The organism is Arenicella sp. 4NH20-0111, from assembly GCF_040366405.1.
In the GTDB taxonomy this organism is placed as follows: Bacteria; Pseudomonadota; Gammaproteobacteria; order Arenicellales; family Arenicellaceae; genus Arenicella.
Window position 1 is genome coordinate 100,003 of sequence record NZ_BAABWF010000008.1, and the last position, 25,882, is coordinate 125,884.

Genomic DNA, 25,882 nt, shown 5'->3' on the forward strand with positions numbered 1-25,882 from the left:
CTGCTTGCTTACTCCTGAATTCGCATTAAACTACGCCCATGATTCAGTTTGACAACCTCAGCATTCGGCGCGGCGAAACCTTATTGTTTGATAAGGCCAGCTGTCAAATACACCCAGGCCAGAAAGTCGGGTTAACCGGAGCCAATGGCTGCGGAAAATCCAGTCTGTTCGCTATGCTTCGCAATGAACTTGTGATCGATAAAGGCGATGTCAAAGTACCGAAAGACTGGGTGCTAGCCCATGTGGCGCAAGAGGCTCCAGCCAATGAGAGGCCAGCCATCGAACACGTACTCGATGGCGATGAAGAATGGCGTGAGTTGGATCAAAAAGTACTCGATGTTGATCACCCTCGCTTTCTGAAGTTTCAAGCGCGATATGAGGAAATAGATGGCTACTCAGCACGCAGTCGAGCCGCTCAGTTGCTGAGCGGCCTTGGGTTTAACAACAAAGACATCGACAAACCTGCCAAGGAGTTTTCTGGTGGCTGGCGGGTCAGACTGAATGTGGCCAAAGCACTCATGTGCCGCTCCGACTTGTTACTGCTGGATGAGCCCACAAACCACCTGGATCTGGACGCCGTACTTTGGCTGGAACGTTGGTTAAAGAGCTACACAGGCACCTTGATCTTGATCGCGCATGATCGTGACTTTTTGGATGCGTTGACCACCCACACACTCCATATAGAAAATCAAAAGGCACAGCTATTCAAGGGAAATTATTCCGCCTTTGAACGCATTAGAGCCGACCAATTAGCCAATCAACAATCAGCGTTTGAAAAGCAACAACGAGAAATTGCTCATATGCAGGACTTCGTTCGACGCTTCAGAGCGAAAGCCACTAAGGCGACTCAAGCTCAAAGTCGATTAAAGGCCTTGGAAAAAATGGAGCGAATCGCTCCTGCCCATATCGATTCACCCTTTGACTTCAGCATTCCAGACCCTGAGAAGAATCCCAGCCCTCTATTAAGTCTGCACGACGTCAGTGTTGGCTATGGTGACACACCGACGGTTCAAAATATCGAATTCTCGATGACACCCGGTGACCGAGTTGGTCTTATTGGGCCAAACGGCGCAGGTAAGTCAACTGTGATCAAAATGTTAGCCGGTGAGTTAAAGCTAATGAGCGGTAACTACCACAGCTCAAAAGAGATAAACATCGGTTACTTTGCACAACATCAGATCGAAAAGTTACAGATGGATCATACGCCGATGGAGCATATGGCCCTACTGGACAAAGAATGTAACAACGGGCAAGCAACGGAGAATCAACTGCGGCGTTATCTCGGGAGTTTCGGTTTTATTGGGTCCAAAGCCCTCAGTAAAGTAGCCCCATTCTCAGGCGGAGAAAAATCTCGGCTCGCATTGGCTCTTCTTTGCTACCAACGACCAAACCTATTACTTCTAGATGAACCGACAAACCATCTGGATCTTGAAATGCGCCAAGCCTTAGCGGTAGCGCTTCAAGAGTATTCCGGCGCGGTAGTATTGGTATCGCATGACCGCCATTTACTTAAAGTAAATTCGGATAAGCTGATTTTAGTTGCCGACGGTCGCGCGTCTGAATTTAAAGGCAGTGTTGATGATTACCCAAAATGGCTTGCCGAACACAAGCGCGGTGACGCCAATGCAGTCATATCAAATAACGTCGAAGAGGCCCTAAAACCCAAACACACCGCCGTCGCCAAGAAAGAACAAAAACGCGTAGATGCTGAACGCAGAAAGCAGCTACAACCCATCACTAATAAGATAAAACGTGCGGAGCGGGTGATGGAAAAACTGGGACTCGAAAAAAACGCTATCGAAACCCAACTCGCTGATACCGACCTATACAGTGATGACAATAAAGAGAAGTTAAAGAGCCTCTTAGCAGACCAAGCCTACGTTCAAAAAGAACTGGATGACGCAGAAGCACAATGGCTTGAATCAAGCGAAGAGTATGAAGCACTATCTGAGAGACTAAGCTCCACAGACTAATGTCTCTGCGGTCACTTACGACTTTTTATAAAGACGTAACACGTGCATACTTATCCGTATGACACATTTAGTATTTGGAACTGGCCTAATTGGAGGGTTTATCGCTGGCGGATTACTACACGCTGGGATCGACACTCGATTGATTGGCCGCGAGAAGCAACGCAAGGCAATGCACAACGGCCTGACACTGTCTGACCTAGATCACAACCGCGCCGACATTGATCCACCCACGTTTTTATCAACTGGAGCACAAGACGACGAATCACCTGATATAAGAGTTCTGTGGCTGACGGTTAAATGCACTGCGGTGCAATCATCAATTGCTCAAATATCAACTATTATCTCGCCGGAAACCGTGATCATTTGTTGTCAAAACGGGTTTGGAAGTGATGCGCCGATCAGACAAGCTTTTCCTGACAACCCAATCCTCCAAGCGGTGATAGGGTTCAATGTTTCAGAACAAGGTGAGGCTCACTTACATCGCTCTACGGATGGCAGTTTGGTAATTGAATCGTTTTCTGAACTTAACTCAACATTTGAGAGACTGCATTGCGGCTTGCTACCCGTCCACCTGACTAACAATATTACGGCGGAACGTTGGGCTAAACTGCAACTCAATCTAGCAAACTCAGTCAACGCACTGTCTGACATACCCACGAAGGCCATGACTGAGGACCCCTACTTTCGCAGAGTAATAGCCGCATTAATGAGCGAGTTATTAGACGTCACTAATGCCATGAAATTACCGCTTCCAAAATTAACACCACTGCCTGCGGCTTGGTTGCCGAAGATAATGCGGCTCCCTAATTGGCTATATCTGAAACTAGCACAAAAGACATTAGCAATAGATCCAACGGCTCGTGTCTCAATGTGGTGGGACCTAAGCCAAGGAAAACAATCTGAAATTGAGTACCTAAACCAAGCCGTAGTTGATCACGGTTCAGCTTTAGGGATTGAATGCCCCTTAAATGCAAAGATATCCGAATTAATAAGAAAGGTAGAACAAGGTGATGAGAGTATTGGTATCAGCGGCCCAGAATTAGCCAGAAGACTGGGTATTCTATGAGTTCGATTGAACATATCACCATCATTGGTTCTGGCAAAGTTGGTACCAGCCTATACGAGGCATTTAGTGCGGCTGGGTTTCAAGTAGAACTGCCCGGAAAAAACTTGGCCGCACAAAAGCACGCCGTCATAGAGACTGACCTACTTCTGTTGACAGTTCAAGACAGTCAAATCAGAACGTTGTGTGAGGGACTCTCCACTACCCTCAATAGCAATACAATCGTAGCTCACTGCTCAGGGGCACTAGGCTCCTCCGAATTATCCGCGGCTAAGGAGGTTGGCTGCCACGTGGCCACTGCCCATCCACTTAACACCTTTCCGACCATAGAGTCAGCAAGATTATTGCTCCGCAATCCTACGCATAATACCCATTGTTTTATATCAGGAGAATCAGAGCCAGCAACGACACTAAGCTGGCTGTTCAAAAAAATTGGGTGTATCACTCATCAAATGAAGGACGATTCTAAAACGGCGTACCATACCGCCTGCGTCTTCGCCTGCAATTACCTAGTATCTTTAAGCGAGTTGAGTCTTCAATCAGCCGAGAACGGCGGGCTAGACCGCGATCAGTTTTGGCAAGCAATTCAGCCGCTAATGCTCTCAACACTAGAAAATATAAGCGCTCACGGCACCTCAGCAGCGTTAAGCGGACCGGTTCCACGCGGGGACATTTCAACCATAAAAGCTCACCTTACGCATCTCGACTCAGGGCGTAAATTGACTCGCAATTTATACACCCTATTAGGCCAACAAGCCGTTGAGCTGGCAGCCGATAGAAACGAACTATCAGACTCGCAGTTAGCACAACTAAAAGAGACCCTATCATGATCAAACTGTATTCTTTCGGCCCGGCATTTAACCTTCCTGACCCAAGCCCGTTCGTTACTAAAATTGACCTTAGCTTACGAATTGCTGGCCTTGAATATGAGAGCATTGCGAGTGCAAGCAATTTGCAGAAAGCACCAAAAGCAAAGCTCCCATTCATAAAAGATAACAACGAAATAATCGCCGATTCGGTGATTATTTTAGAGCATCTTAAGAATCTTCACGGTGTCGAATTTGATGACTGGCTTTCCGACGAGCAAGCCGCCTACGCACAACTGCTCAGTAAATCTCTTGATGAAAATCTATATTGGACGATAGTCTACTCCAGATGGATTAAAAACGATGCATGGCCAACGGTAAAGGCACAATTCTTCGACCCACTCCCATTTCCAATGAATCATTTAATCGCTTCCTATGCACGCAGGTCAACTCGAAAGCAATTTTTGGGGCACGGAATGGGAAAACACAACGACCAAGAAATTACAGACATTGCCAACAAAAGCTGGACGAGCTTATCCGTTATTTTGGGTGATAAGCCCTATTTTTTCGGCGAAAGAATTTGCTCCTTTGACATAACAGCGTTTGCTATGCTCGCATCATTCACAGTCTGTTCTTTAGAAACTGACCTAGGAAAAGAAGTAAAAAAGTACGATAACCTTGTCGCATTTACTCATCGAATATCGAGCCAATATTACGCTGGCGAGATTGAGTTATAGTTTCCAGTGAGCAAGGGGCGCCTTTAATCTTGTAACTCGTTTTTGCGCCAAGCGTTGATGCCTCCATCAAGGTGCAGGAGATTGCGAAATCCAGCCTCTTTTAAAAGGGTTAAAGCTTTTGTGCTTCGAACACCCGAGCGGCAATGAACTAAATAGGTTTCATCAGAGTTCAGCATCGCCACCCTTTTGGTAAAATCACTGGCGAAATAATCAATGTTTATGGCATCGTCAAGATGCCCTTCATCAAATTCCACTTTTGTCCGCACGTCCAGAACTAACGTAGTTGGATTCTCGTTTAAATAATCCTTAGCCTCTTGAGCACTGAGATTTTTAACATTACTACTCCCCACTTCGGCAACACTCATAGGCGGCATTACGCACACAATCCAAGCCATGCCCATCACCATAAAATGCCTAAGAGTGGGTCTCCCTGAAATTAATCTATTCATAACAACTTACCTCTGATTCAAATATGATTTTTTACTGGAGTCGTTTATCAATCTCCCCCAATATTCATTGTAAGGGTGGACATATTCCCCTTCGACATCCAGTCCCTGATTTACCCAGGAAAAGATTCCACCCTCCAGATTCGCGGCAGACTGAGCACCGTGTTTTTGAAGCAGACCGTTAAATTCAGCCAGCTTATCTGATGAGCGCCTGCCAACCGAGCAATAAAATATTACTTGTTTGTTTTGAATTAGCGCTGCGTATCTATCCTCAAAGTCTTCAGCCTTCATATTGGGAGGCAAATGAATTGCACCGGCTATGCGCCCAACGTCATACTCTTCACTCTCCCGCACATCAAATAGTACGACGTTATTAACAATTTCAGGGGCACTATTAGAACCGTCAAAATCCGTTGAACGATCAATTAAAGACAAATACTTTGATATTGAAATATGTGCCAAGCCACGATGCTGCGAAAGAATCGACTGATGAAGATCATCAAGCGTTGGTTTCTTCCATAAGAACCCAAAACAAGCCAATATCACACTCATAAAGATAACAAAGAAAGCGAACTTACTCACGCTCATCGACTCTTCATGAACGGAGACAGAAGACTCCATCTAAGTGATGAAGGCTCATCACTTTGAAACTCTCTCAGACCTATTGTCATCCCTTCATGCCCGCCTTTTGGCTGGTCAATATAGGTCCTAAACAGGCGATCCCAAACCGACAGAAAAAAGCCATAATTACTGTTAGTTTCCTTTTCCTCGATAGAGTGATGTACACGATGCATATCGGGTGTAACAATGAGTTTTCGGATCATCTGATCGGTTTTACGCCCAATAGTCACATTGGAGTGATTGAACATCGCTGACGCATTTAATAACACTTCAAACAAAAATACAGCCATCGCCGGCGCTCCAAGCAAAGCTATACAAGCAAACTTATAAACCATAGACAATAAGATCTCCACGGGGTGGAATCTGGCTCCGGTCGTAACATCGATATCCCTATCGGCATGATGCACCCTGTGAAATCGCCATAAAACAGCGAAACGATGGGATGCTACGTGTTGCCAATAAATAAGCATATCCAATACCACGACGGCCAAGATCACCTTTAGTGAGGTAGGCAGTACAACCCAATTCAATATGCCCCAGCCAGCATCAGCAACACAACCGGCTACGCCAACGGCCAATACAGGAACCAACAATCTTAACGTGAGACTGTCGATAATAACCAACGCCCAATTCACACACCAACGGCGCATTCTAGGTAACACTCGTTTGGTCCGAGGTGATAACACTTCCCACAGCGCCATGGCCACAAATGTACCAAAAAATACAGACAGTCGAATCAAGTCTTCATTATCTTGAATAAAACTCATGCGTAACGTTAACTCCAAACTATCAAGAAGAACCGAGCTATAAACAAACCCTCACTCTAGATGACAAAAAGTGCCATCAAAATACCTCTAATTACGCTTTGATCGTAGCATCAGCGTATTCAAAATAGTGTGCACTAAAACGCCGGCTAAAAGGAACACCACAGCCCAAAACGTAATCGGTCGGTCTATCAGGTACTCTTGTGGTTCAATGAAGAACGCCGCTGCCAAGAGCGCAGAGGAAATGACTATCAGCAAAGAGGCAATACTGCTTAAGCGAGGATGCAGGTCAGCGGCAACACGCGAAATGAAGTTCGCCGACATTAAATTGATCAACGAAGACATCAGAAGATAGATGTGCGTAGCACGATACATCATTCTGATCTCCTCTCTTTGCTGATAAAGTTCAGGAAAACCAAACAGCATGTACGCACCTGTTGCCAAAAAAAGCAACAAAGAGCCGACGCCAACGACTAAATGAACTCTATACATAAACAACGCTCAGTCGGCAAGGACGTGTATGACTAGACAACCTCAACATTGATTTTTTCCATTATTTTGCTTTTCCAAGCTGCAGGGCCAGTGGTGTGAACCGCTTCGCCGTTGGTATCTACGGCAACCGTTACCGGCATATCGCGTACCTCAAACTCGTGAATCGCTTCCATACCCAACTCCGGAAACGCGACGACCTTAGAACCTGTAATCGCTTTCGACACTAGATATGCGGCGCCACCAACAGCCATTAAATAGACCGATTTATGTTTGGCTATTGATTCAACAGTGGCGTTTCCTCGCTCTGCTTTCCCAACCATGCCCATTAACCCGGTTTGTTCAAGCATCATGTCCGTGAATTTATCCATTCGCGTGGCGGTAGTCGGACCCGCCGGACCAACCGCTTCCTCACGAACAGGGTCAACCGGGCCAACGTAGTAAATAAACCTTCCATTGAAGTCAACGCCGTCAGGCAAGCCTTCTCCGCTCTCCAAAAGAGTCTGAATTTTCTTATGAGCGGCATCTCGGCCTGTCAGCAATTTTCCAGATAACAGAAGTGTCTCGCCCGGTTTCCAATCAAGCATTTCATCTTTAGTAACCGTGTCTAAATTTACCTTTCGAGTGCTCGGGCCAACGTCCCAAGTAATTTCGGGCCAATCATCTAATTTTGGCGGCGTTTGAAGTGCAGGACCAGAACCATCCAGAACAAAGTGAGCATGCCTTGTAGCGGCACAATTTGGAATCATGGTGACCGGTTTTGATGCGGCGTGAGTTGGATAGTCTTTAATCTTAACGTCCAAAACCGTGGTCAACCCGCCTAAACCCTGCGCACCAATCCCAAGCTGATTAACCTTTTCGAACAATTCTAAGCGAATTTCCTCTAATCGACTGTTTGGGCCGCGCTTGATCAGCTCATGAATATCAATGGGCTCCATCAATACTTCTTTCGCTAACACAGCAGACTTTTCAGCCGTTCCACCAACACCTAGACCCAACATGCCGGGCGGACACCAGCCAGCCCCCATAGTTGGCACGGTTTTAAGAACCCAATCCACCAACGAATCACTCGGGTTGAGCATCACCATCTTCGATTTATTCTCTGACCCCCCCCCTTTGGCAGCAACATCGATCTCTACTCTGTCACCCTCTACAATCTCATAATGAATGACTGCAGGAGTATTATCCTTTGTATTTTTGCGCGCACCCAATGGGTCAGCTAATATTGAAGCCCTCAATACATTGTCAGGGTGTAAATAAGCACGCCTAACCCCTTCGTTGATCATGTCAGACAGCGACATTTCGGCATCCCAACTAACGTCCATACCGACCTTAGCAAATACCGTCACAATGCCGGTGTCTTGGCAAATCGGGCGACGTCCCTCAGCACACATTCGAGAGTTAATCAAAATTTGAGCCATGGCGTCTTTCGATGCTTGCGACTCCTCTCGTTGATACGCTTCATGCATTGCATCCACGAAGTCCTTTGGGTGGTAATAGGAAATGAATTGAAGAGCGTCTGCAACGCTGTCAATAAGGTCGTCTTGCTTAATGGTGCTCATATTTCGTATGTAATAGACAAAAATAGGTGCCTAATTCTAACAAAAATACCAACGAAACAGGGATTTGCTGCGTAGCAAACCGAATATTTAACCAATTTTAGTAGAAATCGCTTCCAAGCCTCTGATTTTTTGTGGTTTTGAGTTAGAATTACTGGCCGTTTTGACTCGGCTTTGTATTTTGAGAGCCTTCATTCAACCTTTTTGTTTCGATACCAACTCAATGCGCACCAGCAATTTTTTACTTTCCACTCTAAAAGAAACCCCTGCCGACGCAGAGATAATAAGCCATCAGTTGATGCTGCGCTCTGGCATGATCCGTAAAGTCGCGGCTGGAATTTATAATTGGCTGCCTTTGGGTCTGAGAGTGTTAAGAAAAGTAGAGCATATCGTTCGCGATGAAATGAACAATGCCGGGGCACAAGAACTATTAATGCCGTCGGTTCAGCCCGCTGAACTATGGCAACAATCTGGGCGCTGGGAATTATACGGTGGCGAACTTCTCAGAATGAAAGACAGGCATAACCGTGATTTCGCTTATGGCCCTACACATGAAGAAGTGATCACTTCTTTAATGAGTAACGAGATTCGCAGCTATAAGCAGCTACCCGCAAACTTTTACCAGATCCAAACAAAGTTTCGCGATGAACGTCGACCAAGGTTTGGCGTCATGAGAGCACGCGAATTCGTAATGAAGGATGCCTACTCTTTTCATTTAGATGCCGAAAGCTTGCAAGAAACCTACGACGTCATGTTCCAAGCTTACACAAACGTCTTCACTCGGCTTGATTTAGGCTTCAGAGCAGTCGAAGCCGACACGGGGAGTATTGGGGGAAATGCATCCCATGAGTTTCATGTGTTAGCTGATTCAGGCGAAGACGCCATTGCCGTCTGCGACAAGTACGACTACGCCTCGAACGTAGAGTTGGCTGAGGCTCTTGCCATCGGCGGTGAAAGGCCGGCGCCACAATCAACCATGGTAAAAGTCGAAACACCGGGGCAACACAGCATTGATGATGTCGCGAAATTCCTTAATGTTTCAACCCCAACTACCATTAAAACGTTACTGGTTGAAGGTGAAGAAGTCCCTGCTGTAGCGATAGCGTTGCGCGGCGATCATGAGCTTAATGAGCTCAAAGCCGAAAAACACCCCTTGATTAAGGCACCTCTAACTTGGGCTAGCGATGAACTTTTAAAATCCGAAGCCGGCTGTTCTGCGGGCTCAATTGGTGTTGTTGGTTTGTCTATTCCAATCATTGCTGATCGCTCAGCACATAATTTAGCTGATTTTGTCTGCGGCGCCAATGAAGATGGGTACCACTACACAGGCGTGAACTGGGTAAGAGACACTGTCGAACCCGAAGTCTTCGATCTAAGAAAGGTAGAAGCTGGAGACGTTTGCGCAAAAGCGGCCAGCAGTAATCCAGACGATTTATTGAGCCTCACCAGAGGCGTCGAAGTTGGTCATATATTTCAACTCGGCACAAAGTACAGTGAAGCAATGAACGCGACGTGCTTGGATCAAAACGGCAAAGCGGCCGTGATGCCAATGGGCTGTTACGGGATAGGCGTATCTCGAATTGTTGCTGCAGCAATCGAGCAAAATCACGATGATCGCGGAATCATTTGGCCTGCCAGTATGGCTCCGTTTCAAGTTGTTATTGCGCCAATCGGCTATCAAAAGTCTGAGGATGTCAAAGAGGCATGTGATGCGCTCTATCAAGAACTTAAGTCGTTGGGCGTCGACGTTCTTTTGGACGATCGTAAAGAACGCCCAGGCATCATGTTTGCCGACGCAGACCTAATCGGCGTGCCACATCGAGTAGTCATCGGTGATAAAAGCCTGAAGAACCAGGAAATCGAGTATAAAAAGCGCGGGGCTGACTCGGCACAAGACTTACCATTGAATGGCATTGCTCAATGGTTAACCAAAGCGATAGAAATGTAAAAATGAATTGGGTAGGGTTAGACAATCAGCGCTTCTTGCGCACACTGGGCTCACTTGCCCGCAAAGCGCTGATCTGTGGTGTCCTGCTTGCTGGGCAGCCTCTTTATGCTCAATCAGATCCTGCGCTCATTCAAGCACTGCAACAAGAGACCCTAGATTCCTCGACAAACACGACTGATTTAGAGTCATTGGTGTGGTTATCTACCATGTCAAAGAAGCTTGAAAGGCGAATACCCAACGCTTTTTACCGAGTTCGGCTACTTAGTTCCATTTTCCAAGAGGCGAAGGCAGAGGGGTTAGATCCACAGCTTGTATTAGCGCTCATTGAGGTTGAAAGTAACTTTGATCGCAATGCACTTTCTCATGCCGGAGCCCAAGGGTTAATGCAGGTCATGCCGTTCTGGAAAAATGAAATAGGTAATAAATCTGATGACTTATATCACCCTCTTACCAGTCTTAAATATGGCTGCAAGATACTACGCTACTATCTAGATCGCCATTCTAATCCGAGCGACGCTCTTGCTGCGTATAATGGTTCTCTTGGCCGCACGGTATATCCAGACAAGGTTCTTAGCCGGTTAAACAAGCGCTGGAGATACAATGCCGATGACATTGCAAGCGCGCGCGCTAAAGGCCTCAATGTTGCGGTTAGCGACCGACAACGTGGCACTTCTAATGCTAGCCGAAAACTAATATTAAACTAGCTGCTTCTCGCAATTAGCGATGCAATGGTTGATCTAACTGTTTAGATAATTCTGCCGCATCTTCGGGAGAAGCCTTACTGATTTTATCCAATAGGGTATTTTCGAGTAGCTTTTTTTGTTGCAAAACTGCAACGACCTCGGCACCAAATAATGTCACCACCCACGATAAATAGACCCATATCAAGAAAACGGGCAATGTGGAGAGCGCGCCGTACACGGCTTTGTAGTTAGCAAAGTTGCTTATGTAAAATCGAAATCCCATTTTCGTGGCCTCGAACAAACATACAGCAACAAAAGCACCAATAATTGCGTGCATAAGGCTGACTCTGGCGTTAGGCATAATCAGGTACAACAACATAAATGCCATCATTTCCAATAGAAAAGGGAGCATTAAGACACCCGCTGAATTAACCTGAGTAAAACCATCTCCTGCCTTAGCCGCTAACGCCAACAGGTAGCCAGATATCGCCAGACTGGCACCCATCATTATTGGCCCCAATGTGATCATGGCCCAATAGACTGTTAACCTGGAGGTCATGTTTCGTCCTTTATTCACACGCCATATATCGTTGAACGAAGACTCAATATTTGAAAGCAATAATAAAGCTGTTAAAAAGAAAGCAAATAGCCCCAAAATAGTTAGACTACCTACCTGACCGGAAAACTGCTCTAAATACACGCGTACCTCATCACCGGCGGTAGGCACTAAAAATTGATAGATAAAATCTTCGAGCTTATTCCCCAGCTGTTCGGTACCCGCAAATAGCGAGAACATCGACAGCGCAATCGCCATGATTGGAGCAAGCGCTAACAAAGAGCTAAACGCCAATGCAGCAGCATGACGAGGCAAGCGATCGGAGTTAAATCGCTTAATCACGGCTAGAGGCACGTCAAAAATTTGAATAAAGGTTTTCTTTAAAGAATAATCAGTCATGAAAAAACTTATCAACTATTATTAGCTATGGATATCATTCTCTATCATAACCCAAGGTGCTCTAAGTCTCGCCAAACGCTTCAACTTATTCAAGATAAAGGCATAGAGCCGACAATCATTGAATATCTGAAAACGCCACCAACACACCAACAGCTCGACAGTATCTTACGAGGATTGGAGATTGAACCGCGAGAGCTGATGCGGACAAAAGAAGAACAATACAAAACACGAAACTTAAGCGATTCCAAGCTCACTCGAGACCAATTGATCGACGCCATGATAACCACGCCGAAATTGATAGAGCGCCCGATCTTCATTGTTGGGGATCAAGTTGTCATCGGCCGCCCCCCTGAAAACGCGCTAACTATCTTGCCTTAACATGAAAATACTCGTTGTTTACGACAGTAAGCTGGGCTCCGTTAAGCAGATGGCCAGACTGATTGCGCGAGGAATCGAGTCCGTCGACGGAGCCGAAGCAATTGTTCGCTGCGTCCCAGAAATTTTCATCGGTTCAGAATCAAGTATGGACGCTAGTGAGGTGGGCGACCTAGAAGCCACTACAAACGACCTTAAGTCAATTGACGGCTTGATTGTGGGCAGCCCTACCCGATTTGGTAATATGTCGGCGTCGATGAAGCATTTTCTCGACAGCACGAGTTCATTGTGGATGGCCGGCACACTTAGCGGAAAGCCAGCGGCCGTGTTCACATCCAGCTCGTCCATGCATGGCGGGCAAGAGTCAACTTTGTTGTCCATGCTAAATCCGCTGCTTCACCATGGAATGCTTTTTTGTGGGCTACCATATTCAGAACCCGCCCTTGGCAAAACAACCAGTGGCGGCACCCCTTATGGCGCCAGTCATGTCGCTGGCAGTAGCAACACCAATCCCATCAGTGCGGATGAAAAGGCCTTATGCATCGCATTGGGAAAACGAGTGACGGTCATTGCCGGCAAGCTCAAGAGCTAGCACTAAGTGACTAACTCCAAGTGAGCTGCACTATCTAAACTGTTTGTATGAGCTGAGCATCAGGCGCTAGCATTTAGCTGAGTAAGTGTTGTAAAAAAGGGATGGTGATTTTCCGTTTTTCCACCAAGGACGCTTTATCTATTTTGTCTAATAATGCAAACAGCTTGGTGTTATCTCGCGGAGTCCGACTTACTATATATTTTAGGACGTCATCCGTGATGACCAAACCTCGATGGTTAGCTCTCATCTTTAGAGCATCATATCGTTGGCTGTCACCGAGTTCCTGCAAAGCGTAAATAAGCCCACTCGACAACCTACTTATTAAGTCCCTAAGTAAGAACTCGCTCATATCAGGGCTCTGCTTTGCCGTTAAAACCAACTGCCCTGCACCATGCTTCACCTGTTCAAAAAGGGTAAAAAGTGCGCGCTCCTTAGCGTCGTCACCGGCCCAACAATGTACGTTGTCGAGACAGACCACACCCGAAAAATTCATCACCTCAAGCATTTCTGGACTGACAAACTCGTCTTGCAAGGACAAATAGCTGGTGGCCACATCGTTCAATTTAGCCATTCTCAATAGGGCGTATAAAAGGTGGCTCTTACCACTTCCTTCTGGCCCGTAGAGATACACAACCTTTGGTTCGTTCTGCGAAGTCAATGACTTAAGAGCATTAACGATTTCTGTATTTCTACCCACCAAAAAGTTTTCAAAGCTGGCCTTATCATCTCCAGCTAATGGAAATGCCAACTGACTTCCAGACACATTATCAACCATTAATTAAGTCCTTCCTCTGACATCTTGGTGGCTTTAACAGAGCCAATATAAACATACGCCAACCCACTCGACACGCTGGTAACCGCAACAAGCATCCCCACCACGGTGATCAATGCCAAAGAATTAAACTCAAAGCTCAATGAGGCCAAAACAAGAACAATATAGAGAATTTGCACAACAGTATTGATCTTAGAAATACCTAGCGGTTTCATCTCCATCGTTGAGAAAAAAAGTGCCATCAGTAAATTACCGCCAATAATGACTAAATCACGAAACACAACGACCACCATCAACCAAAACGGTATGATTTCCAACACCGAAAGCATGATGTAACTGGTAACCAAAAGGATTTTATCCGCTATTGGATCTAATATGGAACCCAAATAGGTTGTGGCATTAAATCGCTTGGCGATAAAACCATCTAATCCATCGCTCACACCGGCGATCACAAACACCGCAAGCGACCATCCATACTGTTGGTTTTGTAACAAAACAACCAACCAGGGCACCAGCCCAATACGTGCGAGAGTCAATAAATTTGGAATATAGATCATAAATGACGACTTTTCTGCTAAGAGCGGATTATCACTGGCTTTTATTCGATACACAATAGGTAAGTAAACCGCTACAATACGCGCAAATTTTCCGGCCTTTGCCGTAAACCTGTTTGAATTACTTCGGAGCATTTGTTGTGTCTCAATCTGATCATTCCCAGTCTGAAAAACCAGAATCTCTTTCCTATCGCGACGCAGGTGTTGATATTGATGCGGGCGATGCATTTATCGACGTAATAAAGCCAGTCGCTAAACGCACACAACGTGAAGGCTGCTTAAGTGGTCTTGGTGGCTTTGGCGCACTATTTCAAGTGCCAAAGAATTATAATGAACCCATTTTGGTTTCTGGTACTGATGGCGTAGGCACCAAGTTAAAACTGGCATTTGACTTAAATAAGCATGACACCATCGGCATTGACCTTGTAGCCATGTGTGTCAATGATGTACTTGTACAAGGTGCAGAGCCTTTGTTCTTTCTAGATTACTTTGCCACAGGCAAGTTAACGCCCGACGTCGCCGCTAAGGTTGTTGAGGGTATTGGAGAAGGTTGTGTGCAAGCGAATGCGGCTCTTATCGGCGGCGAAACAGCCGAAATGCCTGGCATGTACTCGGAAGGCGAATACGATCTCGCGGGGTTTTGTGTTGGTGCGGTGGAGAAGTCTGACATTATAGACGGCAGCAAGGTAAAGGCTGGCGATGTCTTGATCGGATTAGCATCGACCGGCGCGCATTCGAACGGCTACTCATTGATTAGAAAAGTAATTGATACACACAACGTGCCTCTGACCACGAAAATCGGCGGCAAACCTTTAGCCGAAGCCGTACTGGCTCCAACAAAAATCTACGTGCATTCCGTTCTTTCTCTCATGAAAGAAGTTGATGTACATGCTCTCGCCCACATAACAGGCGGTGGAATCCCAGGTAATCTCAATCGTGTGTTACCTGAAGACTGCCACGCGGTCGTCGATGAGTCGGCATGGGAATGGCCTGAACTATTTACCTGGCTAATGAAAACCGGAAACATTGCGCGTAGTGAGATGTATCGCACGTTCAATTGTGGCGTAGGGATGATTCTAGTCGTAAATTCGGACAACGCAGAGGACGCAATCAAGCACCTAACTGATGCCGGCGAAAAAGCGTTTGTGGTTGGCAAGATCATGCCTGGGGAGTCGGAGCAACAAGTTCATATTACCTAACGCAATGACCACAAAATCCAAGGCCGTCATACTGATTTCAGGTGGTGGCAGCAATCTACAAGCCTTCATAGATCAAGTTGATGCAGGTCAACTTGATGTCGATATTGCCCTGGTAATTAGCAATGTATCAACGGCCTATGGCTTAAAAAGGGCGGCCAATGCGGGCATAGAGCATCATTGTATTGATCATCGCAACTACGCCAGCCGATTAGACTTCGACAAAGCACTCATTAACCATATCGACTTAGTTGAACCAAACATTGTTATTCTCGCTGGCTTTATGAGAATACTAACCCCAGAGTTTGTTCACCACTACGCTAATCGACTCATTAATATTCATCCATCACTGCTTCCTAAATTTACCGGTGTCAACACCCACCAAAGAGCCTTAGATGCAGAAGAAAAATGGCATGGTGCGAGCATTCATTTCGTCATTCCAGAATTAGACGCTGGCCCTGTGATTCTTCAAGGCCAAATCGAAATCACCGCAGATGATACTAAGGAATCATTGCAATCACGTATTCATAAAATAGAGCATGAGCTATACCCGTTGGCCGTCAACTGGTTCACACAGGGTCGACTGACCATCGAAAATGGCAAAGTATTACTGGATGGTGAAATTTCAAGTGAGCAGTTGCAAACATTTGACCACTAAGTTAGCGTACTTGGGTTTGTTAATTTATTCATTAACTTAGTTTGATTAAAATTTTAAAAACGACACATTCCAACGTCTCTTTGCGTAAGCTGCGTTCGTCAATAGCCTGTATGGTTCTGGTTGCCTGTATGTCAAACAATGGTCATTCTCAAGCAATCGCAGCCAATGTGGCAGCGCCGTTGGAACCGGTCTCAATAGAATATAAAATTCGTATTAGTAAGTTTGGTAACGCCACGCTCGGCAAAGTTCAGAGCCAACTTACTAATACCGAAACCGGCTATGCCATCAAATCGGTTACCAAGGCCCAAGGAATGGCATTACTTCTCATGCAGAGTAACATTCAAGAATCTTGTGAATTTGAAGTTGTGGATGGCCGAGCCATCGCTCGAAACTACTCTGGTGGCACAGTAGACGAAACACAATACTCAGTCGACTATGACTGGGAAAAGCGAAAGGTGAGCCTGAGCGACCAAGAATCACTCGATATGCCACAAGGTTACGTTGTAGACAATTGCATCATGTGGTTTGCGGCGGCATTGTTAAAGGGCGAACTCCCTGACGGTGAAGGCGTCTACATTGTTGACGGTAAATCTAAGCGAATTCGTGGCTATAAACTTCGCTCGACACAAGAAGAGCGTATCGCAACACCTTTGGGTGATCGTGATACGATCAAAATGGTTCTCGAAAGAGAACTGCGGCCAAATCGCACGCTAACGTTTTGGCTGTCAAAAATTGACCAGTACCTACCCGTTAGAATAGAAGAATCCAGAAAATCAAGGACCACGACATTTGAAATTTCAGAACTAAATAAAGTTTAACCGCCCTATCAGAAAACCATTTAAGACACGCGTAGTAAACGAAAATAAAGACCTACACGCTTTTAACCACGACTCTTTCTGGTAAACCACATCAAGCTGACGACATAGCAGGCAAACAGCGCAAGGAACGCGATCAGTTGTAAGTGATCGGCAATACGAATACGCCATGCCCATAGCCCAAGAGCTATAAAACCCGCCTGGGATATCACTGCGATAAGAACGGCAACATTCACCCCGACACCTCTATCAACCAATTGGTGGTGATAATGAATCCGGTCTGCCGCAAACGGGGAATTTCCTCTTAAGGGCCTAACTAATAAAACAGCGACCGCATCGATAAGTGGCAGAGCTAACAGCCATAAAGCGGTAACGGGCCAAATCCCTCGATCTAACTGAGAGTATTTAATCAACAGATACGCCAGCAACAGACCGAGCATTGTAGACCCTGCGTCGCCCAAGAATATCTTTGCTCGATCACGAAATAATCTAAGATTTAAAAATAAGAAACCAATGACGGCAGCTATGCTTATCATGATCAAACCCTGACCACCACCTCCAATAAATAACAGCGCAATTAACACCAATAACACCAAGCTCGCGGCTAGCCCATCATGACCATCCGACATGTTCACTGCATTTATCACGCCAATGGTCGCAAACAAAGTCAAAGGTACTGACCAAGTATTTAACAATACTTCATTGTCAGGCGTTAAATAACCAAGAGAATGAAGCTGTACACCCGTCATTTTAATCATCAAAAAGGCCGCCAACGCCTGAGCAACAAAACGAGACCATGAAGGCAATTTGAAACGGTCGTCCAACGCACCAATTGCACACATAAACATTAACGCAGGCATTATATTTTTATGCGTTCCATCTAAGAAGATCACCCCAACCAGTACCGCTGAGTAGACTGCCAAGCCGCCCACCATTGGCGTCGCTTTCTGGTGCAGTCGGTGTTCGCCCGGTTGAGCTAACAGCTTCAATGGCTCAGCGTAGTGCGCAAGCACGAGAGCCACAACGACGGAAATCACAGTGATTCCTATCAAAGCGAATAATACATACACGATTGGCTGCCCCATAAAAACCTCCGCTAGCAGCGTTGAATTACATGGGAACCAAGAACAAGCACATCCATATTTGTCCGAAGAAAACAATCTATAGCTTGGTCCGGAGTACACACCACAGGTTCGTTTTCATTAAACGAGGTGTTTAACAACATCGGCACCCCGGTTTTAGAAAAGAAGCTCTTTATCAGCGCATAATAACGAAGATTCCCTTCTTCAGTAACCGTCTGCAAACGCCCGGACCCATCCACATGAGTCACTGCCGGGATTTTCTCACGCTGAGCTTCTCGTATTTGAAATACCTTCATCATAAAGGGCACATCACCATCGGACTCAAACCAATTTCCAACTTCTTCACGCAGCACAGAAGGGGCGAACGGGCGAAAAGACTCCCTTCTTTTAATTTTCAGGTTCAAGATATCTTTCATATTACTTCTTCTTGGGTCACCCAAAATCGAGCGATTACCCAATGCCCTCGGTCCCCATTCCATGGCTCCTTGAAACCAACCAATCACCTTCCCGTCAGCTATCAAAGCACTCACTTTATCGACCAAGCTATCTAAATCCAATTCCAGCTCTATCTGACAATCAGCCGATTGGAAATCGCCACTGCGCTGTGAAATCAGGGTAGCCAACTCCTCGTCTGAAAACGATGGCCCCCAGTAGGAATGGGTCATTGAAAATTTAGGCCGCTTCCCACCCAGTCGCTGGCCAGCCACCACCGCAGCGCCTATTGCGCCACCTGCATCACCTGCCGCTGACTGTACGTAGATATTCTTATAAGGTGTATTTAGGTGAACTTTACCATTCGCAACCGAGTTCATTCCACAACCACCTGCAATCGTTAGATTTTCAATACTGGTTCCCGTTTGCTCGGTATGGCTGCGGTGCAAGTGATTCAAAATATGAAAAAAAGTCCGCTCGTAGCAGTCCTGCACTGATCGAGCAATGTCTTTGTGATGCTGCTTGAGAGGTTCACCGGGTTGTCGTGCAGGCCCTAACAAATCACAAAGGCAATCATGATACATCTGACTAACCATAGGAGCTTCATTATCCCATTCATACCCAATCGGCTTACGATGATGTTGAAAGTAGCTGAGATTTAGCTCAAACGCACCGTTCGATTTATGAATTACAATTTCATCCATCTGATCTCGATATTTCGCAGTGCCATACGGCGCAAGCCCCATTATCTTGTATTCATCGCCATAATAGGGGAAACCCAGGTATTGGGTTAAACCCTGATAGAAAACCCCGAGTGAGTGAGGGAAATAGATTCGTTTCTGCAAGTCAATTTCATCATTTACGCCTAGACCCCAAGACGTGGACGCAAAATCCCCAAAACCATCAACTGAGACTATACTCGCTTGCTCATACGGCGAAACGGAATACGCCGACGCTAAGTGCGCTAAATGATGTTCTACATAGTCGACTGCTCCAGAAAACGTTTCGTTTGGGAAACTTTCTCGTAAGTAATCCTCAATACTTTTACGCTTTTCCCGCACCCTCAACTTTTCTCTGATTAACGCTAACGAAGCTTGCCCCGATAAAGCGTACTTTATTTTTTTGCCACGAGCTGACTTCGCATCCGAATTAATGGCAATGGCATCAACATCCTTAAGTTCGATACCTCCGGCGGCCAAGCAGTATTTAATTGACTCGCTTGGAAATCCAGCCCAATGTTTAATTCTACGAAACCGCTCCTCTTCAACCGCCGCGACCATAGAGCCATCCACAATCAAGCAAGCGGACGCATCGCCGTGAAACGCATTCAAGCCAATTATATTCAATGTATTCGTACCCATATCTAATCCTTACCTAGTTGAAGACGCAAACTAGCTGCCGCCACCTTCTTGGATCTCACGCGCTACAAGTTTTGGCAGAGCAAAGAGGAAACCCGCTAACAACCCAATCAAAATTAAAATAAACATATCACCATAAACCTGTGTGGCTACAGCAAAAGTTAAAACATTAACCAATAAAATTCCGGCGATGCCCAGCATGAGAGGCATCAGCCTCTCGGGTACAAAGTTCTGTGCACTCAATCGAATAGAGGTGCTGATGTATCTTGCAAGTGCGTACATTAACCAGAGAGAGACCAACAAACCGGGAACGCCCAGCTCGACCATTATTTTTCCTAAGCCCCCTTCACCTGATCCACCAGCAATCGTAGACACATTAAAAAAGTGGCTCCCTTGAGAAGCAATGCCTAATCCTCCCCCTAAAAATCCAACTCGGTTAAATGCCCAGTTAATTGGGCGCAAACCTAGTTCAAGTGCTCTTTCAGATGCAGATGAATACACGGATGTCCCACGAGCGATGTAATTACCCAAACCGTCGCCGTAACCTCCGGGCGCAACCAACTCGACCGCCAACCAAACACAAAAAATCAGAGAGGCTGCGGTAACTAAATAACTGACGCTAAACTGTTTCCGATAATACGCGAATCCAACGCCATAAAGCATTCCAAAAATAGTTACCAACATCAACATCTTACGACGCCCTGTAAAGGCGATTGCAGCCATCATAAACAAAATAACAAGCACGACCAACAGCGCAGACGCTCTACTTTTAGATGCAAAGAATAAGACAATAATAAAACAACATGACGTAGCCATATGCCAAGCCGCTATTTCTCCGGTTCGCATAAATCCGGAAAATGACCTTAGGATTGTTCCTTGATCATATATGAGCAAGCCTTTCCCAACTTCTTTAAATATCTTCATCTCTATGCCTGAAAAGGACAACCACACAGTAAGAGATAAAACAAATCCAACCACAACATAGACCTTCATGAACGCTCGTATATCGTTCGAGCGTTCGACCATATAATACCCAACCACAATAGCGAAGAATGGAGCAGTGTAAGACAATAATCCAATCAAACTAACGAACGGGTTTCCGTACCTAACCATGGAATGCGCAAACTGCAAGCCCAAAACTGCGAAGAACAAATTGAGCGGCTGTCTTGTAATGGTCGTCCACCCTGTAAAAGGGGTTGCTAGCCCACCAATACCTTCTCTTTGGAGTGTGGATAGAAAGACCACTCCAAAAACAAATCCTACGGTCACAATAAAATAGATGGGTTCACCTGGGACCAATTTTCTAAACGGATCTTGCAGGAATCCGATCGCCAATATGCTCACTATCGCATATCGCGGACTGGTCATACTTGCTATGCAGGCCACAGCAAGAATTATTAAAAACAACGTCAGCATCTAAAAGCCCAGCGAATCAAAACCCCACTTAAATGAGGACCGTCTTGTAAGTTCATACCAGTGAAATCAACCATACCCAAGTTTAGCATTGAGCTAAATTAAAACCGTTTTATTAGGCAGAATTTCGGCAACAATTATCCAAACTTTACTTTTCCATAAATACGATTTCATTATTCAGTGCATATTGTGGCAATGCAGTCAGCCATTGTCGATTTATCGTGGCTTCTAGCCATTTCTCTGGAAGCTTTGGAAAACGCGCTGTACATTCCTGGATCGAGGAACAGACGCTCCACTTGTTCTGCAAGCTTATCAATATCACCACACTCATAGAGCAAACCATTAACCCCTTCAATAATGCTCGCCCCAATGCAACCAATGTTGTCAGCCGCTATAATCGGCAACCCGAAAGGCAACACTTCACTAGCGACAGCCCCGTAGGGCTCCCTTTCTGACGGAAACACAAACACATTCGACAATTGAAAATAGTTCGCCAACTCAGACTGATTCACAAAACCAACAAACTTAATACGATCAGATAAGCCCAGCTCATCCACCATTACTCGCAAACCAGACTCCATTTCACCACTGCCAAGAAACAGAGCTGAAATGCGTCTGTCCCTAAGTTTTTCAATCACTCGCACCACATCCTGAGGTCTTTTATGTTGAACCAACTTGCCTGCGAACAATAAGATTTTATGATCGGAGCCAAAGCCTAGCTCTGAGCGCAGCTTCTCAGTAGTGCCTTCATCTAGCTGGTTTAACTGATGTTCTAAGCGATTGATGTCAACAGGAAACTTCGTATCAAATATTCTCTGCGCTTCAACTCCGTAATACTCCAAATAGAGCCTCCCTCTCGGGCTGTAGCTCAGACAGTGATCACAGAAACGTAAGAAGTTCGCTACAACGAACCTCTTAAAAAACTTTTTGACCCGCCCACGAGGATCCACGATATTGGAGTCAGCTGTATAAACCACGCGAGCACCAAATCTTGAGGCAAATAGCGCTCTCCAATTTACTAATTGCCCATAACCATTGATCCAAATAACATCAGGCTCAAAGTTCTTTAACTGTTCTGAGATATTGGTACTGTCTACTGCTCTAAAGCCAAAACTATTGAGAATTTTCCCTGGCTCTAAAAACGTAAAATTGTAACCCTCAGTTAATGGCACATCCCATTTAATCTTCCGACCAAACTGAGGATCAAAGGATTCAAAAGCGCCATTTTCAGCAACATAGAAAACCTTCAATCGAATGTTCTTGTTTTTCGCCAATTCTCTGTAAACTGGCACGTAATGCTGTATCGGATGAGATACAACGATCGCCAATGATACAGGCCTCTTCAACGCGCTGTCTCCAGATCACAACTTACTAGGGATTGCCCTTTTTTTATACTGAGTATCGCATTAACTAGCCCTCTTACTTCCGCCACAATCCGCACAGGGATATACCATGGCTTCTTTAGATAGAATTTTGCCTTAAGACTAAATACCAGTCGACGAAGCACGTAGAGTGCGGAAGCCATGTTTAAACCATTTAACAAAGCATAATAATAATCGCCCATACTGTGGGCTGGAGAAAAAGACGTTAAATGATTAGCATGCGCTCGCGTACCTCCACTCTTCACATAAAGATGATCAAGTTTGGGTGTGGGCGTATATTTAAAAAGCGTCTTATTGCGCAAACAGAAACGTTTACAAAATTCAGTTTCAAATCTAAAAGCAGACCCCGTAAAATTTTCGTCAAAACCACCTGCGTTAAGCGCAGCTTCCCGGCTAACACACAAATTTCCAGCCATACAGTTTCGAATTCGGAATTCTCGATCTGCGTTAAAACGAAAATCCAAATCTTCATACAATCCATTGCCCGATTCATATTTCAGCATCCTTGTATTCGGTTCCTGCCACGGTTGAACGATTTGACCGACATGTGCCAAAGCATCGCCTTTTTCAATTTGCCGAAGATGCTCCTGAATAAAATCCCGCGCGAACTCAACATCATCATCTAAAAACAACACCCAATCCGACGAACTGGTTATCAAACCCTGGTTCATGGCTTGTGGAATGGATGGCTCCGTTCTGCGCACCCAAATTATCTTGCCACGTTTATGCAACGTACTGAGTCTTGAAGCATGCTCATCCCCAGAAACATATTGGGTTTGGTCAACGACAATAATTTCGCCCGGCAATACCGATTGAGCAAAGAGAAAGTCAAGAGTATCGAGCAATACCGCGCCACGATTGTAAGTCGGTAGTACAACAGATAAAGACGCATTCATTTAATCAACTACCCAACCTATTCCGACGCATCACGATACCAACTCCCCTAAAAAGCCCAACGTTGATTACGCACTGATAAAAATGATCTTTACGCCCCTTTAGCAACTGAACGCCTCCCAACACGACTTGCTTTAGTGCTTTAACAAGCCAATCATCACACGAGACGTTTGGATTTGATAATCCTTTCTGTATCCCATAACGGTAAAAGTAAGATAACGTAAACCGTTCCTCCTGAAATCTATGCTCAACCTCGGCTAAATCTAAGTACATGCCGGACACTCCTTGATTAATTGCTCGTAAAAAGAAATCCGTTTCTTCACCTCGACCTATCTCAGCTCCTCTTACACCAAGACTGGAGTCAAACTCTCCGATGACTTTAGTGTGGCTTGTATTTAACGCAAAGTTTGCTCCGTAAGGTAACAGCTTTTCTGGTGGAAATGCTGAACCAACGGGTGGTCGATAATGCCCAACTAACCCATTAATCAAAGGCAGCTCGTAGCCTCTAAACCATTTCGGAGCACCATTCTTCCAATACACACTGATTCTCCCCCCGTAAAAACCAACGCCTGAGTGCCGCTCTGCCGCCTGACGATACGCCGTTACTGTGCCAGGCAACACATTAACATCATCATCGAAGAAGATTAAAAGCGTGTTTTTTGCAAACCGTAACCCTGCATTTCTAGCGTGAGACAGTCCCTGCTTGCTTTCAAATAGGTATCTGAGTGGAATCCGCTCGCGAAAAGATTCAGCAACGACCTTAGTATCATCATCTGAGTTATTATCTATAACAATAACCTCATCGCCAAATTCAAATTCAGCGGCGACAGTGCATATAGACTGTAGTGTCAAAGCAAGTTCATGAGAGCGATTGTAGGTGCAGATGACAATACTCAGGCTCATATGGCACCCTCATTGTTTTTGTGCTCACGTTTACCGGAGGAAATTGGTGAACGATCACCTACCGCATTCATTTCAATTGACTCTAATTTTCTATAAAAATCATCGTACGTAGGGTCATCGGTTTGTGCGTGTGAATGAGGCCACTCATCGCCGGCACTAAACATCGCCACCTTCAAATTCAAACACCGCCTGACAAAATCACCTGCCTCAACCCCCAACCACGTCTCAAGACGCCCTCTTGGAGCAATTCGAGGGATTTTTGGTGCGGCAATACTTAAGGAACTCTCAGACATCGAGGAAAAAACATCCGCCCAGGCTTGAACCGATTTCTCACGATTATATCGCTGCTCCAATAGTTTATAAGCGTTATCTATCATTTGTTCTCTTAAAACCGAATCCGCCAGAACTTGAAAGCATTCAGCGGCACCATCAGAGTCACCCACATCAAAAATCAAGCAGTTCTTCAAATGTTTTAGAGCCCCTTCTGAGCTCAACCCGTTATACCGACTGGTAACAATGGGTACACCATGAGCCATTGCCTCCCAAACAACGATAGGTCCAGTTTCCCATTCAGATGGGAGCAACAATGCGTCAGCTCGCCGATAAGCTTTGTCAGTCATCTCATTAACAGACAATACCCCCAAGTCAACAACCGAAAATTGTTTAAGCTCGCTAAACAAGGTTGAACGATAAGGGCCATCACCCGCAATTAACAAATTGAAGTTAACCCCTTTATTCGCTAGTTGCGTGGCTATACTTTTCAAGTCCTGACATCGTTTTTGTGTCGTGTCAATTCGCCCACAATACAGAATATTAATAGGCCGTTCGGGTGACCTATCGTGGTCGTTCTTTGGATATATTTCCACACCATACGGTGCATAGTGCAACTGCGTTGAAGAGTATGACGTCTCTGACTCCAGCATCGCACACGTTAACTTATTTGTTGCAACTACGTCATTAATAACGTCAGAATATTTATTTAAATCCGAAAACAAACGGGGAAGGATGCCGTGAATAGTGGACACCAAACGAAAATCTTCACCTATTTTTTTACGTCTCATCAGGCGAGTTGCCAAATAGACATCAGGAATGTTCACGGACACAACCATTGTTGGCGATACCTTAGAAATGACGTCAGCCAACGAACGCATTCGAGAATACAAAGATCCAGAGCCTAGTTCTATCTTAACAACATCTGAAAATGGATAATGTTGCAGATAAGTATCTGCATTGTGCGATTTTCCGTTGACCAGTCCCAACGTCACGATGAACCCTTTCTTTCGTAAACTCGGGAGTAGATAATTTAGCCAGACTGACACTCCTCCTAGAGGGTAGGCTGAGGGAGCAATAAACAACAAATGTTCTTTTCGAAATGACATATGTCTTTCTATATTTAGTTTAGCGGCGAATCA

The 25,882-nt window shown here is 45.4% G+C and carries 26 protein-coding genes; 11 read left to right on the forward strand and 15 right to left on the reverse strand.

What is annotated here, in order from left to right:
* The first annotated feature begins 38 nt into the window (after positions 1–38).
* The 4 genes from ABWW54_RS15720 to ABWW54_RS15735 are packed head-to-tail and all read left to right on the forward strand — an operon-like array spanning position 39 to position 4,579.
* Entirely contained in the window at positions 39–1,973 is a 1,935-nt protein-coding gene (locus ABWW54_RS15720) for an ATP-binding cassette domain-containing protein (RefSeq protein ID WP_353413614.1), read from the forward strand.
* Positions 1,974–2,031: 58 nt separating this feature from the next.
* Positions 2,032–3,039 (forward strand): 2-dehydropantoate 2-reductase, encoded by a 1,008-nt coding sequence (locus ABWW54_RS15725; RefSeq protein ID WP_353413615.1) that lies wholly within the window; start codon positions 2,032–2,034, stop codon positions 3,037–3,039.
* Positions 3,036–3,866, forward strand: coding sequence for a Rossmann-like and DUF2520 domain-containing protein (locus ABWW54_RS15730; RefSeq protein ID WP_353413616.1), 831 nt, complete (start codon positions 3,036–3,038; stop codon positions 3,864–3,866). Before ABWW54_RS15725 ends, ABWW54_RS15730 begins: the two co-directional genes overlap by 4 nt.
* Complete coding sequence (locus ABWW54_RS15735; protein ID WP_353413617.1) at positions 3,863–4,579, forward strand: glutathione S-transferase C-terminal domain-containing protein; 717 nt, start codon at positions 3,863–3,865, stop codon at positions 4,577–4,579. Before ABWW54_RS15730 ends, ABWW54_RS15735 begins: the two co-directional genes overlap by 4 nt.
* A 23-nt stretch (positions 4,580–4,602) precedes the next feature.
* On the opposite strand, the gene ABWW54_RS15740 is transcribed toward ABWW54_RS15735, so the two are convergent.
* The 5 genes from ABWW54_RS15740 to ABWW54_RS15760 all read right to left on the reverse strand — a co-directional run bounded on the left by ABWW54_RS15740 (position 4,603) and on the right by ABWW54_RS15760 (position 8,461).
* On the reverse strand, positions 4,603–5,028 hold the full coding sequence (locus tag ABWW54_RS15740; protein ID WP_353413618.1) for a rhodanese-like domain-containing protein: 426 nt from the start codon (positions 5,026–5,028) through the stop codon (positions 4,603–4,605).
* Positions 5,029–5,034: 6 nt separating this feature from the next.
* The gene (locus tag ABWW54_RS15745; RefSeq protein WP_353413619.1) at positions 5,035–5,613 is read right to left on the reverse strand and encodes a rhodanese-like domain-containing protein; all 579 of its coding nucleotides are present in this window, start codon (positions 5,611–5,613) and stop codon (positions 5,035–5,037) included.
* Positions 5,610–6,413, reverse strand: a complete 804-nt coding sequence (locus tag ABWW54_RS15750) for a sterol desaturase family protein (RefSeq protein WP_353413621.1) — start codon at positions 6,411–6,413, stop codon at positions 5,610–5,612. Before ABWW54_RS15750 ends, ABWW54_RS15745 begins: the two co-directional genes overlap by 4 nt.
* 87 nt (positions 6,414–6,500) lie before the next feature.
* The gene (locus tag ABWW54_RS15755) at positions 6,501–6,902 is read right to left on the reverse strand and encodes a hypothetical protein (protein WP_353413623.1); all 402 of its coding nucleotides are present in this window, start codon (positions 6,900–6,902) and stop codon (positions 6,501–6,503) included.
* Between the two features lie 32 nt (positions 6,903–6,934).
* Positions 6,935–8,461, reverse strand: coding sequence for a fumarate hydratase (locus ABWW54_RS15760; protein WP_353413624.1), 1,527 nt, complete (start codon positions 8,459–8,461; stop codon positions 6,935–6,937).
* Positions 8,462–8,681: 220 nt separating this feature from the next.
* On the opposite strand from ABWW54_RS15760, the gene ABWW54_RS15765 reads away from it, so the two are divergent.
* Positions 8,682–10,406: a proline--tRNA ligase gene (locus ABWW54_RS15765; protein WP_353413625.1), complete on the forward strand. Its 1,725-nt coding sequence runs from the start codon at positions 8,682–8,684 to the stop codon at positions 10,404–10,406.
* Positions 10,407–10,408: 2 nt separating this feature from the next.
* On the forward strand, positions 10,409–11,110 hold the full coding sequence (locus ABWW54_RS15770) for a transglycosylase SLT domain-containing protein (RefSeq protein ID WP_353413627.1): 702 nt from the start codon (positions 10,409–10,411) through the stop codon (positions 11,108–11,110).
* A 13-nt stretch (positions 11,111–11,123) separates the two neighbouring features.
* Here ABWW54_RS15770 and ABWW54_RS15775 read toward each other — a convergent pair whose 3' ends face one another.
* Positions 11,124–12,044 carry a YihY family inner membrane protein gene (locus tag ABWW54_RS15775; protein WP_353413629.1) on the reverse strand — a complete coding sequence of 307 codons (921 nt, stop codon included), beginning with the start codon at positions 12,042–12,044 and terminating at the stop codon, positions 11,124–11,126.
* Between the two features lie 27 nt (positions 12,045–12,071).
* On the opposite strand from ABWW54_RS15775, the gene arsC reads away from it, so the two are divergent.
* Together arsC and wrbA are read left to right on the forward strand one after the other, a co-directional pair.
* Positions 12,072–12,422 carry an arsenate reductase (glutaredoxin) gene (gene arsC / locus ABWW54_RS15780; protein WP_353413630.1) on the forward strand — a complete coding sequence of 117 codons (351 nt, stop codon included), beginning with the start codon at positions 12,072–12,074 and terminating at the stop codon, positions 12,420–12,422.
* Between the two features lies 1 nt (position 12,423).
* Positions 12,424–13,011 carry an NAD(P)H:quinone oxidoreductase gene (wrbA, locus tag ABWW54_RS15785; protein WP_353413632.1) on the forward strand — a complete coding sequence of 196 codons (588 nt, stop codon included), beginning with the start codon at positions 12,424–12,426 and terminating at the stop codon, positions 13,009–13,011.
* A 73-nt stretch (positions 13,012–13,084) separates the two neighbouring features.
* Here the strand turns inward: wrbA and hda are convergent, their stop codons facing one another.
* Positions 13,085–13,786, reverse strand: coding sequence for a DnaA regulatory inactivator Hda (gene hda / locus ABWW54_RS15790; RefSeq protein ID WP_353413634.1), 702 nt, complete (start codon positions 13,784–13,786; stop codon positions 13,085–13,087).
* Positions 13,786–14,472 carry a CDP-alcohol phosphatidyltransferase family protein gene (locus ABWW54_RS15795; RefSeq protein WP_353413636.1) on the reverse strand — a complete coding sequence of 229 codons (687 nt, stop codon included), beginning with the start codon at positions 14,470–14,472 and terminating at the stop codon, positions 13,786–13,788. Before ABWW54_RS15795 ends, hda begins: the two co-directional genes overlap by 1 nt.
* Positions 14,473–14,477: 5 nt before the next feature.
* Between ABWW54_RS15795 and purM the strand changes: the two genes are divergently transcribed.
* From purM to ABWW54_RS15810, 3 genes are all read left to right on the forward strand, one after another.
* Positions 14,478–15,536, forward strand: a complete 1,059-nt coding sequence (gene purM / locus ABWW54_RS15800; RefSeq protein WP_353413637.1) for a phosphoribosylformylglycinamidine cyclo-ligase — start codon at positions 14,478–14,480, stop codon at positions 15,534–15,536.
* A gap of 4 nt (positions 15,537–15,540) precedes the next feature.
* Positions 15,541–16,191: a phosphoribosylglycinamide formyltransferase gene (purN, locus tag ABWW54_RS15805; RefSeq protein WP_353413639.1), complete on the forward strand. Its 651-nt coding sequence runs from the start codon at positions 15,541–15,543 to the stop codon at positions 16,189–16,191.
* Between the two features lie 128 nt (positions 16,192–16,319).
* Positions 16,320–17,009, forward strand: coding sequence for a DUF3108 domain-containing protein (locus tag ABWW54_RS15810; RefSeq protein ID WP_353413640.1), 690 nt, complete (start codon positions 16,320–16,322; stop codon positions 17,007–17,009).
* A 62-nt stretch (positions 17,010–17,071) separates the two neighbouring features.
* On the opposite strand, the gene ABWW54_RS15815 is transcribed toward ABWW54_RS15810, so the two are convergent.
* From ABWW54_RS15815 to ABWW54_RS15845, 7 genes are all read right to left on the reverse strand, one after another.
* Complete coding sequence (locus tag ABWW54_RS15815; protein ID WP_353413642.1) at positions 17,072–18,091, reverse strand: MraY family glycosyltransferase; 1,020 nt, start codon at positions 18,089–18,091, stop codon at positions 17,072–17,074.
* A gap of 11 nt (positions 18,092–18,102) precedes the next feature.
* A complete protein-coding gene (locus ABWW54_RS15820) occupies positions 18,103–19,881 on the reverse strand; it encodes a carbamoyltransferase family protein (protein ID WP_353413643.1) in 1,779 nt (592 codons plus the stop codon).
* A 30-nt stretch (positions 19,882–19,911) separates the two neighbouring features.
* A complete protein-coding gene (locus tag ABWW54_RS15825) occupies positions 19,912–21,294 on the reverse strand; it encodes a hypothetical protein (protein WP_353413644.1) in 1,383 nt (460 codons plus the stop codon).
* A 170-nt stretch (positions 21,295–21,464) separates the two neighbouring features.
* Positions 21,465–22,637: a glycosyltransferase family 4 protein gene (locus ABWW54_RS15830; protein ID WP_353413645.1), complete on the reverse strand. Its 1,173-nt coding sequence runs from the start codon at positions 22,635–22,637 to the stop codon at positions 21,465–21,467.
* Positions 22,634–23,569, reverse strand: coding sequence for a glycosyltransferase family 2 protein (locus ABWW54_RS15835; RefSeq protein ID WP_353413646.1), 936 nt, complete (start codon positions 23,567–23,569; stop codon positions 22,634–22,636). The genes ABWW54_RS15830 and ABWW54_RS15835 overlap by 4 nt, the downstream gene beginning before the upstream one ends.
* Positions 23,570–23,573: 4 nt before the next feature.
* Positions 23,574–24,470, reverse strand: a complete 897-nt coding sequence (locus ABWW54_RS15840) for a glycosyltransferase (protein ID WP_353413647.1) — start codon at positions 24,468–24,470, stop codon at positions 23,574–23,576.
* Positions 24,467–25,849 carry a glycosyltransferase family 4 protein gene (locus ABWW54_RS15845; protein WP_353413649.1) on the reverse strand — a complete coding sequence of 461 codons (1,383 nt, stop codon included), beginning with the start codon at positions 25,847–25,849 and terminating at the stop codon, positions 24,467–24,469. Before ABWW54_RS15845 ends, ABWW54_RS15840 begins: the two co-directional genes overlap by 4 nt.
* Positions 25,850–25,882: the final 33 nt, after the last annotated feature.